The organism is Mesorhizobium sp. WSM4898, assembly GCF_029625845.1.
Taxonomy (GTDB): domain Bacteria; phylum Pseudomonadota; class Alphaproteobacteria; order Rhizobiales; family Rhizobiaceae; genus Mesorhizobium.
The window spans coordinates 621,597-638,840 of record NZ_JARTVQ010000001.1; the positions used below are offsets into that span (position 1 = coordinate 621,597).

Below are 17,244 nucleotides of genomic sequence, written 5' to 3' on the forward strand. Positions count from 1 at the left end.
AGCGGTTTTCCGTCCGGAATTGCGTCAGAACAAACAAGCCCGAGCATTTCGTCGTTTCCGTGAAACGGTGAAATGCTCTAGGCGTCCGGCTGGTAGAGCTGTCTTTGCCCGTCTCATGCAAGTCGCCGAAAAGAGAGCAGCGATTTTGGCATCAGCCCCGAAGCGCGGCGCTTGAATCTCGACGCCACGCGCTTTGGCAAAATCACCAGATCCACTCGCCTCTGCCGAGCACGGAGACCGCCTCGACGATGCGGGTGAAGCTCGCGCGAGCACGACCGACCGTATGCCGGGCTCTCAAATAGCTGTGCACTAACCCCTGTTCTTCGAACCAGTAGGCATACCCGCCGGCCGCGACGACGCGGTCGCGATAGGCCTCGCCGTCTGAGGACAGCGGGTCGCATTGGGCAGTGATCAGCACCGTCGCCGGGAGATAGGCGAAATCGGCGTCGGCGAGCGGCGACAGCGTGATGTCGCCGGTCCGGTCCACGCCGCCGGTGCGAATGTTCAGGTAGAATTCGATATCGCGCAGGGTCAGCATCGGCGCGTCAGCATGCGCCACATAGGAGCCGCGCGAGCGGTCGCCCCCGAGGCTGGGATAGATCAGCACCTGGCCGGCCGGCTTCTTGATGTGACCGCGCGTTGCGTGGGCAACGGCGGCGCAGAGGTTTCCGCCGGCGCTGTCGCCGCAAAGCAGGACAGGGCAATCATAGGTCTTGGCGGCCCATTCAAAGGCGCTTAGCACGTCGTCGAAGGCGGCCGGATGCAGATGTTCCGGCGCCAGCCGGTAATCGACCGAGACCACCTCGTAGCCGGTGCGGGCGCACAGCTCGGCGCAGACATCGTCATGGCTGTCCAGCCCGCCGAGGATGAATCCGCCGCCATGAACATAGAGCACCATTGCGGCGCTGTTCGATTCCGCGTTGCTATAGATGCGGATCGGGATGCTGGCGGTCGGCGTGGCGATGGCGGACGTTTCGACCGTCACGCCTTGCGGATAGCCGGCGAAGAACTCGCGGCACATCCGGTCGTAGATCGCCCGCTGCTCTGCGATCGTGTAGTCGATCGTGTCGGGCGGGTAGTAGGAATTGGTCTTCTCGATGAAAGCCCAGGTCTCGACGTCGATGAGGGTCTTGTAGTCGGTCATAGCGCTTGGGCCGATCGCGAAGGTCGAGCCTGAGCACCCCCCTCTGTCCTGCCGGACATCTCCCCCGCAGGGGGAGAGATTGGCAGCTTGGGCGCCGGCGATCCACCTGCGACGCTGGCAATTGGCGAAAGCGACCGTGACATCCGATCTCCCCCCTTGCGGGGGAGATGCCCGGCAGGGCAGAGGGGGGTGTGACGGAACGCCATCGTCTGCGGCCTATCTACCCTTCCACACCGGATCGCGCTTCTCCGCAAAGGCGCGGAAGCCTTCCATATTGTCCTCCGAGCCGTAGAGGATATCGACCGTCGGCAGTTGCCTGCGCGTCACCTTGTTCATGGCCTCCTGGAAGGTCAGCGCCTCGGCCACGCGCGCCGTCTCCTTGATCGCGGCGAAGACCAGCGGCGGGCCGCTGGCCAAAAGCCGCGCGATTTCCCAGACGCGGTCCTCCAGCTTCTCCTTGGGCAGCACCTCGTTGACCACGCCCCAGCGATGCGCTTCCGCCACATCCATCCAACGGCCGGTGAGGAGAAGGTCCATGGCGATATGGTAGGGAATGCGTTTCGGCAGCTTGATCGTCGCGGCGTCGGCCAGCGTGCCGGCGCGGATCTCGGGCAGCGCGAAGGAAGAATGGTCAGAGGCGTAGATCAGGTCGCAGGACAGCGCCAGCTCGAAGCCGCCGCCCACCGCCATGCCGTTGACGCAAGCTATCACCGGCTTGTTCAAGTCGCGCAGTTCCTGCAGCCCGGCAAAGCCGCCGACGCCGTAGTCGCCGTCGACCGCGTCGCCGGCCGCAGCCGCCTTCAGGTCCCAGCCGGCGCAGAAGAACTTGTCTCCGGCCGTCTTGACGATGGCGACGCGCAAGCCGGGATCGTCGCGGAACGCCTTGAACGTCTCGCCCATCAGCCGTGAGGTCTTGAGGTCGATGGCATTGGCCTTGGGCCGGTCGAGCGTGACTTCCAGGATCGTGCCTTCGCGGCGAGTGGTGATGACGTCAGCCATTCTTCTTTTCTCCAAGCACCAGCAGTGCGTCGGCGATCCAGGCGCCCTTGCCTTCGGCGCAGACGATCAGCGGGTTGATGTCGAGCTCTTCGATTTCGCCTTCATTCTTCTGCACGAAGTCGGCAATGCCGGCGATGGCGTCGATGGCGGCCTGGACGTCGGCCTTGGGCCGGCCGCGATAGCCCTCCAGCAACGGATAGAGCTTCAGGCCACGCAGCGCCGCCTCGATGTCGTCGCGCGTCGCTGGCAGCATCAGGGTCACGCTGTCGCGCAGCAGCTCGACCAACACGCCGCCGGTGCCGAGCGTCATCACCGCGCCGAACATCGGATCGCGGGTGAAGCCGACGATCAGTTCGGCGACGCCGTCGCGCACCATGCGCTCGGCATAGAGCCCGGTGCCAAGCGGCAACAGGTCATGCGCGGCATTGCTGACGGATTCGGCGTCCTTGAGGTTCAGCCGCACGGCGCCGACCTCCGACTTGTGCGTCACGCCGAGCGTCTTCAGCGCCACCGGGAAACCAAGCGCCATGGACGCAATCACCGCCTCGACCGCGTTCGAGGCTCGCTCGCCCTTCGGCACCGGCAGCCCGGCCTCGATCAGACGCGCTTTGGCCTCGGCTTCGTCCGGCGTGACGTGGTCGCCGTCGGAAGCGCCCGCCGCCGTGGTGTCGACCGGCTGCGCCTGCGGCTCGCGCCAGGCCCAGCCGATGAAGGCGGCGGCCTGGGCGGCGTCCATCGCTTCCGAAATGCCGAACAAGGGCACCATGCCGCGCGCCATCAGCCCGGCGGTATATTCCTCCGGCAGGTTTTCCGGCAGCGAGGAGACGATCGCGCCCTGCGCCCTGTTGGTCTTCAGCGCCGCCTCGAAGGCACGCAGCGTCGCCCACCAGTCGGTGTCCGAGCAGCGGTCGGGGCGCGGGAAGTCGAGCACCAGCATGTTGAGGTCGAAGCCGCCCGACACCATGGCAGTGAAGGTGGCCGTCATCGCCGGCTCGTTGTTCCAGATGAAGGTGTGGTAGTCGAGCGGATTGGCGACCGCGACCAGCGGCCCGAGCGTCGATTTGACATGCGCGCGATGCTCGGCGCTTAGCGTCGGGAAATGCACCCAGCGTCCTTCCGCGCTGTCGGCCATCACGGAGGCTTCGCCGCCCGAGCAGCTCATCGACGACAGTCTGTAGCCGGGCAGCGGCCCGGTGATGTGCAAGAGCTTCAACGCCTCGATGAAGGCCGGTATGGAATCGACGCGCGCGATGCCCAGCCGCTTCAGCAACGCGCCCGAGGCGGCATCCGAACCGGCAAGCGACGCGGTATGGGAAACCGTCGCCTGCCGCGCCTGTTCCGAGCGGCCGACCTTCATGGCGATGATCGGCTTCTTCAGCTCGCGGGCTCTCGCCGCCAATCGCTCGAAGCCGGCCACGGAATCGAAGGCCTCGATATGCAGGCCAAGCGACGTGACGCGCTCGTCCTCGATCAGACCGAGCGCCATTTCGGAAAGGCCGGTCTGCGCCTGGTTGCCGGCCGTCATCAGGAACGCGATCGGCAGACCGCGCTTCTGCATCGTCATGTTGATGGCGATGTTGGACGATTGAGTGATGATGGCGACGCCCTTGCCGCCCTCGGCCAGTCTGATCCCGCCATGCTGATCGGGCCACAAAAGCGCGCCGTCGGCATAGTTGATCAGGCCATAGCAGTTCGGGCCGATGATCGGCATCTCACCCGCGGCGGCGACCAGCTCGGCCTGCAGCCGCTCGCCGTCCTCGTCATAGGCCTCGGTCTCGAGGAAGCCGGCGGCAAAGCAGACGGCGCCGCCGGCGCCGCGCTCGGCCAATGCCTTGACCACTTCGATGGTGAGATGCCGGTTGACCCCAACAAAGGCGGCGTCCGGCGCGCCGGGCAAGTCGGCGACGGAACGGTAGGCCTTGCGGCCTGCGACCTCGTCTTTAGTCGGGTGCACCGGCCAGATTTCGCCGGCAAAGCCCATCTTGATTGATTGCGCGACGACGGCGGCGGCCTGCGCCCCGCCGAACACGGCGATCGATTTCGGGCGCAGGAGACGTTCGAGTTTATGCATGGTCATCTTTTCATTTGAGCACGATCGTTGCCAAAACCGGATCCCGGTTTTGGCGGATCATGCTCTAAGCCCCGAACGGGCGCAGCAACGCCCGCGAAATAATATGTCGCTGAATCTCCGAAGTGCCTTCCCAGATGCGCTCGACGCGCGCGTCGCGCCAGATGCGCTCCAGCGGCAGATCGTCCATCAGCCCCATGCCGCCATGGATCTGGATCGCCTCGTCGGCGACGAAAGCCAGCATCTCGGTAGCCTTCAGCTTGGCCATCGCCATGTCCTGATCGGTGACGGTGCCCTGATCGTACTTCCAGCCGGCTTCGAACACCATCAGGTCAGCGGCCTTCAACTCCGTCGCCATATCGGCGAGCTTGAACGACACACCCTGGAACTTGCCGATCTGCTGGCCGAACTGCTGGCGCTGCGCGGCATATTCGATGGCATGCGAAAGCGCGCGCTCTGCGCGGCCGAGGCAGGTGGCGCCGACCTGCAGGCGCGTGGCGCCGAGCCATGAATTCGCCACCTCGAAGCCCTTGTGCACTTCGCCGAGCACCTGGGAAGCCGGCAGCCGGCAGTCGTCGAATTCGAGGATCGAGTTGGTGTAGCCGCGATGCGAGACGTTGCGGTAGCCGTCGCGCACCGTGAAACCCTTGGTGCCCTTGTCGACGAAGAAGGCGGTGATCTTCTTGCGCTTGCCGCGCGGCGAATCCTCTTCGCCCGAAGCCATGAATACGATGGCAAAGTCGGCGATGTCGGCGTGGCTGATGAAGTGCTTGGTGCCGTTGAGCACCCAGTCCGAGCCGTCCTGGACCGCGGTCGCCTTCATGCCGCGCAGGTCGGAGCCGGCGCCCGGCTCGGTCATCGCCAGGCAGTCCCACTTTTCGCCGCGGATGCAGGGGAAGAGATATTTTTCACGCTGCTCCGGCGTGCCGGCGAGCAGGATGTTGGACGGGCGCGCCACGCAGGTCCAGTGCAGCGCGTAATTGGCGCGGCCAAGCTCCTTCTCGTAGAGCAGCCAGCTCACCGTATCGAGGCCGGCGCCGCCGACATCGGCCGGCATGTTGGCGGCGTAGAGCCCGGCCGCGATCGCCTTCGCCTTCAATTCGTCGATCAGCTCGCGGCGCAGTTCGCCGGTGCGTTCCACCTCGCGCTCATGCGGGTAAAGCTCGTGCTCGACAAAGGCACGCGTCGTCTCGACGATCAGTTTTTGTTCTTCCGAAAGACCGAAATGCATCGCCTCAGCCCTTCTTCTTGCTTGTTTTCGCCTTGTCGGCCTTCGTGGGCTTCTCGGCCTTTGCGGGCTTCGCCATCTTCTTCGCCGGCTTGGCGGCTTTTGCTTTGTCGCCTGCCTTGGCGGCCGGCTTCGCCGCCAGCTTGGCCAACTGCCTGGTATAGTCCTTGTGAAGCGCGCCGGCGCCCCAGCCCTTGCCCTTGTTCTGCTTCGACAGCGCATCCATGATGGCGACCAGATTGTCGTCGCGGATCTTTTCAAGCTCGCGGATCGAGAGGCCGTTTGCCTGCTCGTCCGACTGCGTGGCGATCAGGTCGACCAGCTCGTCGTTGAACTCCGGCACGTCCATCAGCTTGGTCCACGGCCATTTCAGGCAAGGTCCGAACTGCGCCATGAAGTGGCGCATGCCGGCTTCGCCGCCGGCGACGCGGTAGACCTGGAACATGCCCATTTGAGCCCAGCGCAGGCCGAAGGAATAGCGCATGATATCGTCGAGTTCCTCGACGGTGCAGATGCCGTCCTTGACCAGCCACAGCGCCTCGCGCCACGCGGCCTCCAGGAGGCGATCGCCGACGAAGGCCTCGATTTCCTTGCGCACCACCACCGGCTTCATGCCGATCGAGGCGTAGATCTCCTTGGCGACCTCGATCGCCTCGGGAAAAGTCTGCTGGCCGCCGACGATCTCGACCAGAGGCAGAAGATAGACCGGGTTGAACGGGTGCCCGACGACCAGCCGCTCCGGGTGCTTCTTCATCGCCACCTGCATATCGGTCGGCTTGATGCCGGAGGTCGAGGAGCCGATTATGGAGTTGGCCGGCGCATGGGCGTCGATCTCGGCCAGCACTTTGTGCTTGAGGTCGAGCCGCTCCGGCACGCTCTCCTGGATGAAGTCGGCATCCGCCACTGCGTCGCCGATCGTCTTGGCGAAGGTGAGCTTGCCTTCTTTGGGCAGGCCGCCGGGCAGCATCTGCTTGTAGGCGCGGCGTGCGCCCTTCATCACCTCGCCGACTTTGCGCGACGCCTCGGGATCGGGATCGAAGATCGAAACATCGATGCCGTTCAAGAGCAGGCGCGCCACCCAGCCGGCGCCGATGACGCCGCCGCCGATGGCGGCCGCCTTGTTGATGATGCTCATGGTCAGGCTCCGGTTCTGGTCTTGGCTGTTTCGGGATCGGAAAGCGGCACGCGCTCGCCGGCGCGGATCACGGCCGGGTCGTAAGCTTTGCGCGCGAAGACTTCGAGCACGAGGGGCCGGAAGAACTCGATCGGCAGCGTCTCGTAGTCGGGATCGAAGCTCGACTGGTCCCAGCGCTCGCAGAACCGGTCGCAATCGTCGAAATAGAGATGGCCGGCGAAGCGGTCGCGGGCATACTGGTTGCCGCCCAAATGATGCGCGTAATAGAGGCGCTGGAAGTCGCCGTGCTTTTCGACAACCCAGGTGCATTGCTCGCGCACGAACGGCTTCAGGATGGTGGCGGCATATTCGTCATGATTGTAGGGCGCGTATATGTCGCCGATGTCGTGCAGCAGCGCGGAGATGATCCAGTCAGTGTCGGCGCCGTCGCGCCAGGCGCGCGTCGCCGCCTGCAGCGAATGGCCGAGCCGGGTGATCTTGTAGCCGGACAAACCTTCGTCCAGCTGCACCAGCGCGGAAAGCAGCCGATCCCCCGTCCTGGCGGCATAGTCGATCTCGTGGGCGGTCAGGAATTCATAGTCTTCCTTGTCGCCGTCCTTCATCGCGGTGAATTTGACGATAGCCATCTCGACCTCCCGCTTTTCAATGTTGTTTGAGCATGATCTTTTCCGAACCGCAGGTCAGCGAAGCAAAAACCGGTTCCCCACTTTTCGGGGTCATGCTCATGCCGCGATCGGAGCCCGCTTGGTGAGGTTGAGCTTCTTGCGCACTTCCTCCGGTCCGAGCACGCGCGCACCGAGATTGGAGACGATGCTCACCGCGCGCTCGACGAGCTGCGCATTGGTCGCCAGCACGCCCTTGTCCAGCCACAGATTGTCTTCCAGCCCGACACGGACATTGCCGCCGGCCAGCACCGCCGCCGCGACATAGGCCATTTGGTTGCGGCCGATCGAGAAGGCCGACCAGTTCCAGGTCGACGGCACGTTGTTGACCATCGCCATGAAGGTGTTGAGGTCGTCCGGTGCGCCCCAAGGCACACCCATGCACAGCTGCACCAGCGCATCCGGCTTCAGCACCTGTTCCTCGACCAGCTGCTTGGCGAACCACAGATGCCCGGTATCGAAAGCCTCGATCTCGGGCTTCACGCCGAGCGCCGTCATCATGCCGCCCATGGCGCGCAGCATGCCGGGCGTGTTGGTCATCACATAGTCGGCTTCGGCGAAGTTCATCGTGCCGCAATCAAGCGTGCAGATCTCCGGCAGGCACTGGCGCACATGCTCCATGCGGTTGGTGGCGCCGCCCATGTCGGTGCCCTTCTCGTTGAGCGGCAGCGGCGCTTCCGGCGAGCCGAACACCATGTCGCCGCCCATGCCGGCGGTGAGGTTCAGCACCACATCCACGTTCGCCTCGCGGATGCGCTCGGTGACCTCGCGGTAGAGATGGACGTCGCGCCTCGGCTTGCCGGTCTCGGGGTCGCGCACATGGCAATGGACGATCGCAGCACCCGCCTTGGCGGCCTCGATCGCCGAATCGGCGATCTGCTTGGGCGAGCGCGGCACGTTCGGGCTGCGGTCCTGCGTCCCGCCGGAACCGGTCACGGCACAGGTAATGAAAACCTCACGGTTCATCGCGAGCGGCATCGTCTTTCCTCCCAAATTCGATCAGCCATTGATGAGGCCGGAAACCGGCTTTGCTATGACGACCTGCGCCGAAGCTGGCCAAGCATGACCGACTTGCCGGAAACTGTTTTGCGTTTTACGAAGGCGCCATGACTAAAAGCGAAAAGCCGACGATCTTTCGGGCCGAGCGGGAAACCCTCAAGGTGACGTTTCTGGTGTTCTCGGGCTCGTCGATCATGTGCGTGGCCTCGGCGGTCGACCCGCTGCGCGCCGCCAACCGCATTTCCGGCGAGACTTTGTTCGACTTCAAGCTGGTCTCGCTCACCGGAGAGGCGCCGGTGACGACCTGCGGCTTGCCGGTCGCCGTCGGCGGCTGCTTCGATGCCGCCGAAGCGACCGACATGCTGGTCGTCGTCGCCGGCTTCGGCACGCAGAACTATGCGACGTCGGCGTTGCTTGCCGGGTTGCGCCGCGCGGCGCGTGCGGCCCGCGCCTGCGGCGGCGTCGAGGCCGGCACCTGGCTGGTGGCGCGCGCCGGCCTGCTCGAAGGCCGCAGCGCCACCACGCATTGGGAAGACATGGAGGATTTCTCCGCCGCCTTTCCGGGCGTCGATGTGCGCCCCGACCGCTATGTCATCGACGGGCCGGTCTTCACCTCGGGCGGTGCCTCGCCCACCTTCGACCTGATGCTGCATCTGGTCCGCACCCGGCTCGGCATGGCGGCCGCGCTCGATGTGGCGAGCGTCTTCATCTACGATCAGACGCGCGCGGCGACCGACGCTCAGCCGCTGGTTTCGCTCGGCCGGCTCGACGGCTACGATCCGCGCCTGGCGCAGGCGATCCGGCTGATGGAAGCGCATGTCGATGAGCCGCTGACCATCGATGCCGTGGCCAAGCGCGCCGGCGTCACGGCGCGAACACTCGAGAGCATCTTCCGCAAGTCCATCGGCGAGACGCCGGGTGCCTATTATCTGCGGCTGCGGCTCGCCGCCGCCCGACGTCTGGTGGTCGACACGCGCATCGCCATGGCCGACATTGCCGGGCGTACGGGTTTTTCATCAGCCGCGGCGTTTTCCAGGGCGTTTTCCCGCGCGTTCGGCGAAGCGCCGGTCAGGCTGCGGCGCGGCTGATGCAGATCGGCCAAAAGCGCGCAGCGGTTTTGGGAAGCGGCATAGATCAAAACAAGGGATTCAAAGCGCGTCGCCTGAATCCGCTTCTGTGCGGCGCGCTTTGAGGATCCAGTCGGTAGCGGCCGCAAGGTCGTCGACCAGCGCCGTGGGAGGCGGATCGAAGCGCGTTTCATCGCCTGGGCAGTACTTGCCGGTCCGCACCAGCAGCCCCGCGCCAAGCCCGGCGCTGAGCGCGCCGGCGACATCGCTTTCCGCGTCGTCGCCGACCATCACCGCGTCGGTCTGCGGGCAATTCAAGCCGGCAAGCGCCGAGAGGAAGAAATCGGGCGACGGCTTGCCGAGCACGACAGGGCTTCGCCCGCAGGCGAATTCGAGCGCTGCCACGAAGGCGCCGGCGTCGAGGCTGAGCTGGCCGTCTGCGTCCTTGAAGGTGCGGTTGGTGGCCAAAGCGAGAAAATCGGCGCCGGCAACCAGTTCGCGGAACGCTCGGTTTAGGCCGGCATAGTCGAAGGCCTCGCCGGCGTCGCCGACGACGACAGCGCGGCTCTTGCCGCCTTCCAGGCCGGTAAACTCTGCTTCGAGGTTGGGATGGACGAGCAGGTGAGGCTGCCGGTCATGCCCTCGCAGCCATTCGAGCGCAGCGCGCGCCGGCGTCACCAATTCTTCATCCCTCACCTCGACACCCATTGCGGCGAGCTGCGCGATGATTCTGTGGCGCGGCGAACGTGTCGTGTTGCTGACGAAGCGGAGCGGCAGCCCGGACTTGCGTAAACGCTCGACCCCAGTCACAGCGCCTGCGATCGGGGTGTCGCCATCATAGACGACACCCGCGAGATCGAGCAGCACCGCGCGTATCATCGGTGCAGGATGGAGAAACAGTCTCCGTTCGTCAAACTGCCGAAAATAGGCCCACGGACACAGGGGCCGAAGAATCAGGCGGCGTCGCGGCCTTCGCGCACAATGCGCGAGCGCATGCTCTTGGCCAGCGCCGTTTCCAACCGCGCGGCGACCGCGCGATCCCATTCATTTGCTTCGCCGGCACCATCCTTCGGATGCGGCAGCGCCATCAGCCGATCGATGATCGAACCAGCCTCGCCGGAAGAGAGCAGGGCGTCGATTTCGCGTTCGTGCTGCATACGTTTCGCCTCCTTCTTTCCTTCCCGCCGCATGTCGACAATATAGGCGATTCGTGACGGCTGTTTGAAGGCAAGAGCACGGCGATTGAGGGGCAGCGCGGGGCAAAACCTTGTCGTGTAGGTTCACCCCGCGTGGGATGCAATTTCAGTTCTGCGGCGCTCGATTCGGGCGACCGCAGGAAAAGCGTCAGACGTAGCGGTTGACGATGTTTTCGAGCAGCTCCTGCCGGCCGGAGTGCGGCTGCGGCTCGATCTTTTCCGTCACCACGCGTTCGGCGATCTCCTCCAGCGTACGCTTGCCGGAAAGCATCGCCTTGCCTTCGGCCGTGTTCCAGCCGGCATAGCGTTCGTTGAGCGGGCCCGACAGCGCCTTGTCTCCGATCATCCTGGCCGCCGCCTTGAGCCCGCGCGCGCAGGCGTCCATGCCGCCGATATGGCCGATCAGCAGATCCTCCGGGTCGAGCGACTGGCGGCGCAGCTTGGCGTCGAAATTGGTGCCGCCGGTCTTGAAGCCGCCGCCCTGCAGGATCTGGTAATAGGCCAAAGCCATCTCCGGCACATTGTTGGGGAACTGGTCGGTGTCCCAGCCGGACTGATAGTCGTTGCGGTTCATGTCGATCGAACCGAAGATGCCGAGCGCGTTGGCCAAGGCCAGCTCATGCTCGAAGGAGTGGCCGGCAAGGATCGCATGGCCCTGCTCGATGTTGACCTTCACCTCCTTCTCCAGCCCGAAGCGCTTCAGGAAGCCGTAGACGGTGGCGACATCGTAGTCGTATTGGTGCTTGGTCGGCTCCTGCGGTTTCGGCTCGATCAGGATCGTGCCCTCGAAACCTATTTTGTGTTTGTAGTCCACGACGAGGTTGAGGAAGCGGCCGGCCTGCTCCTGCTCTCGCGCGAGATCGGTGTTGAGCAGCGTCTCATAGCCTTCGCGCCCGCCCCACAGCACATAGTTCTCGCCCTTCAGCTTCTTGGTCACGTCGATGCATTTCTTCACCGTCGCCGCCGCATAGGCGAACACGTCCGGATCGGGATTGGTGGCGGCGCCCGCCATGAAGCGCCGATGCGAGAAAAGATTCGCCGTGCCCCAGAGCAGCTTGACGCCGGTCTGGTTCATCTTGGCCGAAAAATAATCGGCGATTTCGTCGAGGCGCGCCGCGCTTTCGGAGAAATCCTTGCCTTCCGGGCGAACGTCGGCGTCGTGGAAGCAGAAATAGGGCACGCCGAGCAGCGAGAACATCTCGAAGGCGACGTCGGCCTTCAGTTTCGCGAGTTCCATCGTGTCGATGCCGCCGGGCTTGGCGAACCAGGGTCGGTCGAAGGTCTGGCCGCCGAACGGGTCGCCGCCCTGCCAGGCGAAGGAATGCCAATAGGCGACGGCGAAGCGCAGATGGTCCTCCAGCCGCTTTCCACCCACCACCTCGTCCGGGTTGTAATATCGGTAGGCCAGTGGATTGGTCGAATCCGGCCCTTCATACTTGATGGTCTTGATGTTGCCGAAAAATCCGCTGCTCATGGTTTCCTTCCTCTCCAAGTGCTTTCGCCGATTACCTCAGGCGTAATTGGTTTGGCGCTTCCGTGGGTCCAAAAGGGTCATGTCGAACGATCCAATGAAGGATGAAGACCATGACCGACCTCAACACAATCGCCCGCAACTACATCACCGCCTGGAACGAGAGCGATGCGGCGCGCCGCAAGGCCCTGCTCGAGGCCGTCTTCACCAGCGACGTCAGCTATCGCGACCCGATCATGCAAGGCGACGGCCACGACGGCCTCGCCGCGCTGATCGACGGCGTGCAGCAGCAGTTCGCCGGCTTCCGCTTCTCGCTGAAGGGTGAGCCGGACGGTTTTGCCGACCGCATGCGCTTCTCGTGGAATTTGGGCCCCGAAGGCGCTGAATCCGTCATCGAAGGCACCGATATTTGCGTCATCGAGAACGGCCGCCTGAAGAGCGTCACCGGCTTCCTCGACAAGGTGCCGGCGCAGTGACGCTAACTGGGTAAGGGAGGCGCGAGGCACCCCCCTGTGGCCTGCCGGCCATCTCCCCCGCAAGCGGGGAGATCGGCTTTCATCTAGGATTTCGCCAATCTCCAACGCTGCAAAAGGGAGCGAGGCGCCCAAGCTGCCAATCTCCCCCCTTGAGGGGGAGATGCCCGGCAGGGCAGAGGGGGGTGCCTCGCGCATACTCACGCGGTTACCGCCCTGATCGCCGGATAGAGCGCACGATAGCGTTGATAAGCATCTGCATACGCCCCACCAAGCCCGGCATCCGGTTCGATCGTCGCATCGGTCGCCGGCGCGATGCAAACGGCAAGCGGATCGGCGCCGGTCGCGGCGATCAGCCCGAGACGCGCCGCGCCGAAGGCGGCGCCGAAATCGCCGTCGGCCGGGATGTCGACCGGCAGCTGCAACGCGGTGGCGATCGCCTTCAGCCAGTAGCGCGAGCGAGAGCCGCCGCCGATCGCCGTCACCCTGGTCAGGGTCGTGCCCGCCGTTTTCAGCGCCTCGAGGCTGTCGCGGAAGGCAAATGCCACGCCTTCGAGCACGGCCTGGGTCAGCACGGCGCGGCTCGATTGATGCGCGAGGCCGGTGAAGGAACCACGAATGGCCGCATCATTATGCGGCGTGCGCTCGCCGGAGAGATAAGGCAGGAAAGCGATGCCTGTCGGCGCCTTGAGTTTGTCGCCGAGCTCGCCGGTCAGGTCGCCGGCGCCTTTGCCGGTGATCTCCGACAGCCAGTTGAGCGAATCGGTGGCCGACAGGATGACCCCCATCTGGTGCCAGGTGTTGGGCAGCGCGTGGCAGAAGGTGTGCACCGCGCTTTCCGGATTGGGCAGATAGGAGGCGTTGGCGGCAAACAGCACCCCCGACGTGCCGAGCGACACGAAGGCGTGGCCGGCGCCCACGGTGCCCATGCCGCAGGCCGAGGCCGCATTGTCGCCGGCGCCGCCGGCGACCGGAATGCCTGAAGCAATACCCCATTTCGAGGCAAGCTCGCCGCGCAAGCCGCCGGCCTTCGCCGTGCCTTCGACCAGCGACGGCATATGCTTCTCGTCGAGCGTTGTCGCGGCGAGCAGTTCAGAGGACCACTGCCGCTTGCCGACGTCGAGCCAGGATGTGCCCGCCGAATCCGACATCTCCGAAATATGCTCGCCGGTCAGCCAGAGCCGCAGATAGTCCTTGGGCAGGAGCACCTTGGCGACAGCGGCAAAAACACTGGGCTCGTTGTCCTTCACCCACACCAGCTTCGGCGCCGTGAAGCCCGGGAAGACGATGTTGCCGGTGAGCTTGCGGAAACGCGGGTCGGCGTCGAGCGCCGCTGCCTCGACATGGCTGCGGGTGTCGTTCCAAAGGATGCAGGGACGCAGCACCTTGTCCGAGGCGTCGAGCAGGGTCGCGCCATGCATCTGGCCGGAGAGGCCGATACCCTTGACCGCTGCAAGCTCCTTGGGATGGGAAGTCTTGAGCTCGGCAATCGCTGTCTGGCAGGCTTCGATCCAGTGCGCCGGATTCTGTTCGGACCAGCCGGCATGCGGCCGCGAGACGTCCAGCGAGCCGTGGCCGGACCCGACGACCGTCTGGCGATCATCGATCAGGAGCGCCTTGACGCCCGAGGTGCCCAGGTCGAGGCCGAGATACATGATTTCCTCCCGATGCCTTAATTTTTTCGGGTCTCGAAAAAATCTGGCTTGGCCAGTTCTTAAGCCAAGATCCGCCTCCGGTCAATTCTCTGACAAATCGGCCGCGCGGCGCGAGAACAGCGCCGACAGCGGGCTGTCCGGCCGCGCCAGCTGACGCTCGGCGGTCAACGCCCGTGCCAGCGCGCTGTCACCGGCACGCAGCGCCGCCTCGATCAGCATCAGGTCGATCACGTCGCGTTGTGCATGGCTGCCGCCGAAGCGGTGCGCGATCCAGCGGATTGGCCGGATCAGGCGCACCACTTCTCCGTAGTTGCCCTCGCCGAATGCTTTGATCGCCAAGGTTAGAGGGTGGCCGACGTCGCGCGTGAATGCGGCGTTATCGTCATCGCCGCGCATTGCTTCGCGCTGCGCTTCGAGCAGGGTCTGGGCCGGCGCGTGCAGCCCGGCGCCGACAAAGGCCATCATCGCATGCGCATCGTTGAAGGCGTAATTGCCGGCGGCCGCCTTTGGCGCCCAGTTCGCCGCAAGCGCCGCCCAGCGGTCGCCGACATCGACGCCGTGGAGATAAAGTCGCCACAGGATCGCCGAGGCGTCGACCATGTTGAGCGCCAGCGTCGAGCGGTCGCCGTAGATCGGCCCGTCATAGAGCTGGAGCACCTCGTTTGTCTCGCCGAGATCGTAGTGGAACAGCGCCAGATGCCACCAATTATGGATCTTGAGGAAGCTGTCCTTCGTCCACGCCTCCGGATTGGCGCGCATCCAGGCGATGCCCTCCCTTTGCCGGCTTTGCATTTCCATGACATGCGCGACCGCGTGCTGCGCCCAGCCGTCGCGCGGCTCGATCTCGATGGCCTGCCGGCCGAAGGCTTCGGCGCGCGTATAGTCGCCCATTTCCTCCAGCCCGAAAGCCTGCATGCCGAGAACGGCATGGTAGCCCGGCATGTCCTTCTCCCAAGCCGGCAACGCCCGACCGATGCGATCGCGCAGCATGCGCGCATTGCCGATGAAGAAGTCGATCTGGTGGCCAACCTGCAGCGCCACCGCATCGAGCGGGTTGTCGATGGCGACGTCCTCGAGGATGCGGGCGGCGTCATGCCAGCGGCCGCTGGCAAGATGGCCGAGCGCCGCGACATGCGCGCGCTCGCGCGCGGTGCCGGCGAGCGGCAGCGCCGCCGCATGACAGGTTTGCGCAACCGCCGTCGCCTCCCGCTCGGTGGCGAGGCCGAACAGGTAGCCTTTGAACACATGCGCCATCACGAAGCTGGGCTCATCGGCGATCGCGCTATCGATGGAGCCGACCGGGTCGCCGATGAAGCACTGCAGCTCGCGGACGGCTCTGGCGTAGGACGAAAGCCCGGCTTCGGTCGCGCCTGAATGCGTCAGGCCGAATGCGTCCTTCAGCGCCATGCCGCGTCCTTTAATGCCTATTCGTCCGGTCGAACCGATGCGATCCTAGAACATCGACCGTCGGCCCGCCAACCGGCGAGGGCTTCGACTGTGTCGAACCGGACTTCTCCTCAATTCCCCGAACGCATCGCCACCGTGGCGATGCCGGCGCCGACAAGCAATGTCCCGCCGGTGCGGTTGAAGATACGGATCGCCCTTGGGTTGCGCACGATGGCGCGCGCTCGCGAAGCAATCAGCGCATAGCCGAAGGCATTGCTGAATGCGAGCGCCAGGAAGGTCGCTTCGAAGATCAGCATCTGCGTCCAGAAATCGGCATGCCGGTCGAGAAACTGCGGCAGGAAGGCGACGAAGAACGTGATGCTCTTCGGGTTGAGCGCCGTGACCAGCCAGGCATGCGCCATCATCCTTGCCGCCGACACGGCGTCGGTGCGCGGTTCGGCCTTCAGCGCGCCGCCGGCGCGGAACAGTTTTATGCCGAGATAGATGAGGTAGCCGGCGCCGATCACCTTGAGCACGGTGAACACAGTGGCCGAAGCCGCAAGCAGCGCGCCGATGCCGAGCATCGAAAGCGTCATGGCGGTGAAATCGCCGAGCGCGACGCCGACTGCCATCGGCAGCGCCGTACGCCAGCCCTGGCCGAGCGCATAGGAGACGACCAAGAGGATCGTCGGGCCCGGGATGACGAGGAGGATGGCGGAGGCAGCGGCAAAGGCAGCCCAGTTTTCGAAGGACATTTCCCTACTCCTTGAGCGCAAAGAACAGGATAAATCCTGGGGTACGCGAGATTGTAAAGAGGCGTTGGAGAAAATCTTCGGCGCCGGCCTGCCCTGGCACCTGGCCCGGACAACGCCCTGTCAGGGTTAAGTGCGGGCAAAGTTCTTTCACCCTTTTTCAACCATGACTGACGAAAATTGCAGCCATTCGGCCGGACCGTGCTTCCCGCCGACAGCGTAGGGTTTGGTGTATGCGCGAGTTGCCGCAAAGTCTGACGCCGCCTTCGAGCGGCGAAACCGTCGAAACCGAAGTTCCGCTTTCCCGCCGCGCCGTGCTTTCAGGCATGGGCGCCATGGCGCTGCTCGGCATGGCCGGCTGCAGCACCACCGACATGCTCGACCTGCCGCAATTGCAGATCGACGACACCACCACCGGATCGGTGCCGATCCGACCGGCGATCAGCGTCGACAAGAACATCACCGGTCCCGACGTGATGTATGCTGCCTTGACCGACAACGGCTTCCAGGTCCCGGCGGTGCCCTACCGGAAGGTTAAGCCGGAGTTCCGTCGCCAAATCGTCGTCGACAAGACCGGCGAAGCGCCCGGCACCATCGTCGTGCATTTGCAGGAGCGCATGCTTTATCTCGTCCAGCCCGGCGGCGACGCCATCCGCTACGGCGTCGGCATCGGTAAGGACGGCTTCCGCTGGTCGGGCCGCGCCAACATCCAGTACGGCAAGGAATGGCCGGTCTGGACGCCGCCGCCGGAGATGGTCAAGCGCAAGCCGGAACTGGTGAAATGGCAGGGCGGCCAGCCCGGCGGCCTGACCAATCCGCTGGGCGCCCGCGCGCTTTACATCTACCAGAACGGCAAGGACACCGGTTACCGCATCCACGGCTCGCCCGAATGGTGGACCATCGGCCAGGCGATGTCGTCGGGCTGCGTGCGGCTGATCAACCAAGACATCATCGACCTCTACAACAGGGTATCGAAGAAGAACCCGGTCGTCGTCGTCTGATTTTTTCG

Annotated in this window: 16 protein-coding genes; 3 read left to right on the forward strand and 13 right to left on the reverse strand. The window is 64.7% G+C overall.

All coding sequences use genetic code 11. The features are described 5' to 3' along the window. Positions 1 to 202: 202 nt before the first annotated feature. The 7 genes from P9228_RS03120 to P9228_RS03150 form a co-directional block, all read right to left on the reverse strand. Positions 203 to 1,144 (reverse strand): alpha/beta hydrolase, encoded by a 942-nt coding sequence (locus tag P9228_RS03120; RefSeq protein ID WP_095824388.1) that lies wholly within the window; start codon positions 1,142 to 1,144, stop codon positions 203 to 205. A gap of 216 nt (positions 1,145 to 1,360) precedes the next feature. Next, a complete protein-coding gene (locus tag P9228_RS03125; RefSeq protein ID WP_278052348.1) occupies positions 1,361 to 2,143 on the reverse strand; it encodes a carnitinyl-CoA dehydratase in 783 nt (260 codons plus the stop codon). After that, on the reverse strand, positions 2,136 to 4,214 hold the full coding sequence (locus P9228_RS03130; protein WP_278052349.1) for an acetate--CoA ligase family protein: 2,079 nt from the start codon (positions 4,212 to 4,214) through the stop codon (positions 2,136 to 2,138). The genes P9228_RS03125 and P9228_RS03130 overlap by 8 nt, the downstream gene beginning before the upstream one ends. Positions 4,215 to 4,278: 64 nt before the next feature. Continuing rightward, positions 4,279 to 5,442 (reverse strand): acyl-CoA dehydrogenase, encoded by a 1,164-nt coding sequence (locus P9228_RS03135; protein ID WP_278052350.1) that lies wholly within the window; start codon positions 5,440 to 5,442, stop codon positions 4,279 to 4,281. A 4-nt stretch (positions 5,443 to 5,446) separates the two neighbouring features. After that, positions 5,447 to 6,574 carry a carnitine 3-dehydrogenase gene (locus P9228_RS03140; RefSeq protein WP_278052351.1) on the reverse strand — a complete coding sequence of 376 codons (1,128 nt, stop codon included), beginning with the start codon at positions 6,572 to 6,574 and terminating at the stop codon, positions 5,447 to 5,449. Between the two features lie 2 nt (positions 6,575 to 6,576). Next, positions 6,577 to 7,200 (reverse strand): HD domain-containing protein, encoded by a 624-nt coding sequence (locus tag P9228_RS03145; RefSeq protein ID WP_278052352.1) that lies wholly within the window; start codon positions 7,198 to 7,200, stop codon positions 6,577 to 6,579. Between the two features lie 96 nt (positions 7,201 to 7,296). Then, positions 7,297 to 8,214: a 3-keto-5-aminohexanoate cleavage protein gene (locus P9228_RS03150; RefSeq protein ID WP_066996067.1), complete on the reverse strand. Its 918-nt coding sequence runs from the start codon at positions 8,212 to 8,214 to the stop codon at positions 7,297 to 7,299. A 128-nt stretch (positions 8,215 to 8,342) separates the two neighbouring features. On the opposite strand from P9228_RS03150, the gene P9228_RS03155 reads away from it, so the two are divergent. After that, entirely contained in the window at positions 8,343 to 9,323 is a 981-nt protein-coding gene (locus tag P9228_RS03155; protein ID WP_067324067.1) for a GlxA family transcriptional regulator, read from the forward strand. A gap of 60 nt (positions 9,324 to 9,383) precedes the next feature. On the opposite strand, the gene P9228_RS03160 is transcribed toward P9228_RS03155, so the two are convergent. From P9228_RS03160 to xylA, 3 genes are all read right to left on the reverse strand, one after another. Then, a complete protein-coding gene (locus tag P9228_RS03160) occupies positions 9,384 to 10,169 on the reverse strand; it encodes a TIGR01458 family HAD-type hydrolase (protein ID WP_347404249.1) in 786 nt (261 codons plus the stop codon). Positions 10,170 to 10,255: 86 nt separating this feature from the next. Continuing rightward, positions 10,256 to 10,459 (reverse strand): hypothetical protein, encoded by a 204-nt coding sequence (locus tag P9228_RS03165; RefSeq protein ID WP_066996194.1) that lies wholly within the window; start codon positions 10,457 to 10,459, stop codon positions 10,256 to 10,258. 187 nt (positions 10,460 to 10,646) lie between these two features. Further along, positions 10,647 to 11,972 (reverse strand): xylose isomerase, encoded by a 1,326-nt coding sequence (xylA, locus tag P9228_RS03170; RefSeq protein WP_278052354.1) that lies wholly within the window; start codon positions 11,970 to 11,972, stop codon positions 10,647 to 10,649. Between the two features lie 110 nt (positions 11,973 to 12,082). On the opposite strand from xylA, the gene P9228_RS03175 reads away from it, so the two are divergent. After that, positions 12,083 to 12,445, forward strand: a complete 363-nt coding sequence (locus P9228_RS03175) for a nuclear transport factor 2 family protein (RefSeq protein ID WP_278052355.1) — start codon at positions 12,083 to 12,085, stop codon at positions 12,443 to 12,445. Positions 12,446 to 12,642: 197 nt separating this feature from the next. Here P9228_RS03175 and xylB read toward each other — a convergent pair whose 3' ends face one another. The 3 genes from xylB to P9228_RS03190 form a co-directional block, all read right to left on the reverse strand. Beyond that, complete coding sequence (xylB, locus tag P9228_RS03180) at positions 12,643 to 14,097, reverse strand: xylulokinase (RefSeq protein ID WP_278052356.1); 1,455 nt, start codon at positions 14,095 to 14,097, stop codon at positions 12,643 to 12,645. Between the two features lie 81 nt (positions 14,098 to 14,178). Further along, the gene (locus P9228_RS03185) at positions 14,179 to 15,504 is read right to left on the reverse strand and encodes a tetratricopeptide repeat protein (RefSeq protein WP_278052357.1); all 1,326 of its coding nucleotides are present in this window, start codon (positions 15,502 to 15,504) and stop codon (positions 14,179 to 14,181) included. A 110-nt stretch (positions 15,505 to 15,614) separates the two neighbouring features. Further along, positions 15,615 to 16,238 (reverse strand): LysE family translocator, encoded by a 624-nt coding sequence (locus P9228_RS03190; RefSeq protein WP_066996047.1) that lies wholly within the window; start codon positions 16,236 to 16,238, stop codon positions 15,615 to 15,617. Positions 16,239 to 16,468: 230 nt separating this feature from the next. On the opposite strand from P9228_RS03190, the gene P9228_RS03195 reads away from it, so the two are divergent. Beyond that, complete coding sequence (locus P9228_RS03195) at positions 16,469 to 17,236, forward strand: L,D-transpeptidase (RefSeq protein WP_278052360.1); 768 nt, start codon at positions 16,469 to 16,471, stop codon at positions 17,234 to 17,236. Positions 17,237 to 17,244 lie beyond the last annotated feature (8 nt).

Excerpts from the sequence above, each read along its gene's own strand:
- P9228_RS03120 (WP_095824388.1), bottom strand. The coding sequence starts at position 1,144 with ATGACCGACTACAAGACCCTCATCGACGTCGAGACCTGGGCTTTCATC.
- P9228_RS03125 (WP_278052348.1), bottom strand. The coding sequence starts at position 2,143 with ATGGCTGACGTCATCACCACTCGCCGCGAAGGCACGATCCTGGAAGTC.
- P9228_RS03130 (WP_278052349.1), bottom strand. The coding sequence starts at position 4,214 with ATGCATAAACTCGAACGTCTCCTGCGCCCGAAATCGATCGCCGTGTTC.
- P9228_RS03135 (WP_278052350.1), bottom strand. The coding sequence starts at position 5,442 with ATGCATTTCGGTCTTTCGGAAGAACAAAAACTGATCGTCGAGACGACG.
- P9228_RS03140 (WP_278052351.1), bottom strand. The coding sequence starts at position 6,574 with ATGAGCATCATCAACAAGGCGGCCGCCATCGGCGGCGGCGTCATCGGC.
- P9228_RS03145 (WP_278052352.1), bottom strand. The coding sequence starts at position 7,200 with ATGGCTATCGTCAAATTCACCGCGATGAAGGACGGCGACAAGGAAGAC.
- P9228_RS03150 (WP_066996067.1), bottom strand. The coding sequence starts at position 8,214 with ATGCCGCTCGCGATGAACCGTGAGGTTTTCATTACCTGTGCCGTGACC.
- P9228_RS03155 (WP_067324067.1), top strand. The coding sequence starts at position 8,343 with ATGACTAAAAGCGAAAAGCCGACGATCTTTCGGGCCGAGCGGGAAACC.
- P9228_RS03165 (WP_066996194.1), bottom strand. The coding sequence starts at position 10,459 with ATGCAGCACGAACGCGAAATCGACGCCCTGCTCTCTTCCGGCGAGGCT.
- xylA (WP_278052354.1), bottom strand. The coding sequence starts at position 11,972 with ATGAGCAGCGGATTTTTCGGCAACATCAAGACCATCAAGTATGAAGGG.
- P9228_RS03175 (WP_278052355.1), top strand. The coding sequence starts at position 12,083 with ATGACCGACCTCAACACAATCGCCCGCAACTACATCACCGCCTGGAAC.
- xylB (WP_278052356.1), bottom strand. The coding sequence starts at position 14,097 with ATGTATCTCGGCCTCGACCTGGGCACCTCGGGCGTCAAGGCGCTCCTG.
- P9228_RS03185 (WP_278052357.1), bottom strand. The coding sequence starts at position 15,504 with ATGGCGCTGAAGGACGCATTCGGCCTGACGCATTCAGGCGCGACCGAA.
- P9228_RS03190 (WP_066996047.1), bottom strand. The coding sequence starts at position 16,238 with ATGTCCTTCGAAAACTGGGCTGCCTTTGCCGCTGCCTCCGCCATCCTC.
- P9228_RS03195 (WP_278052360.1), top strand. The coding sequence starts at position 16,469 with ATGCGCGAGTTGCCGCAAAGTCTGACGCCGCCTTCGAGCGGCGAAACC.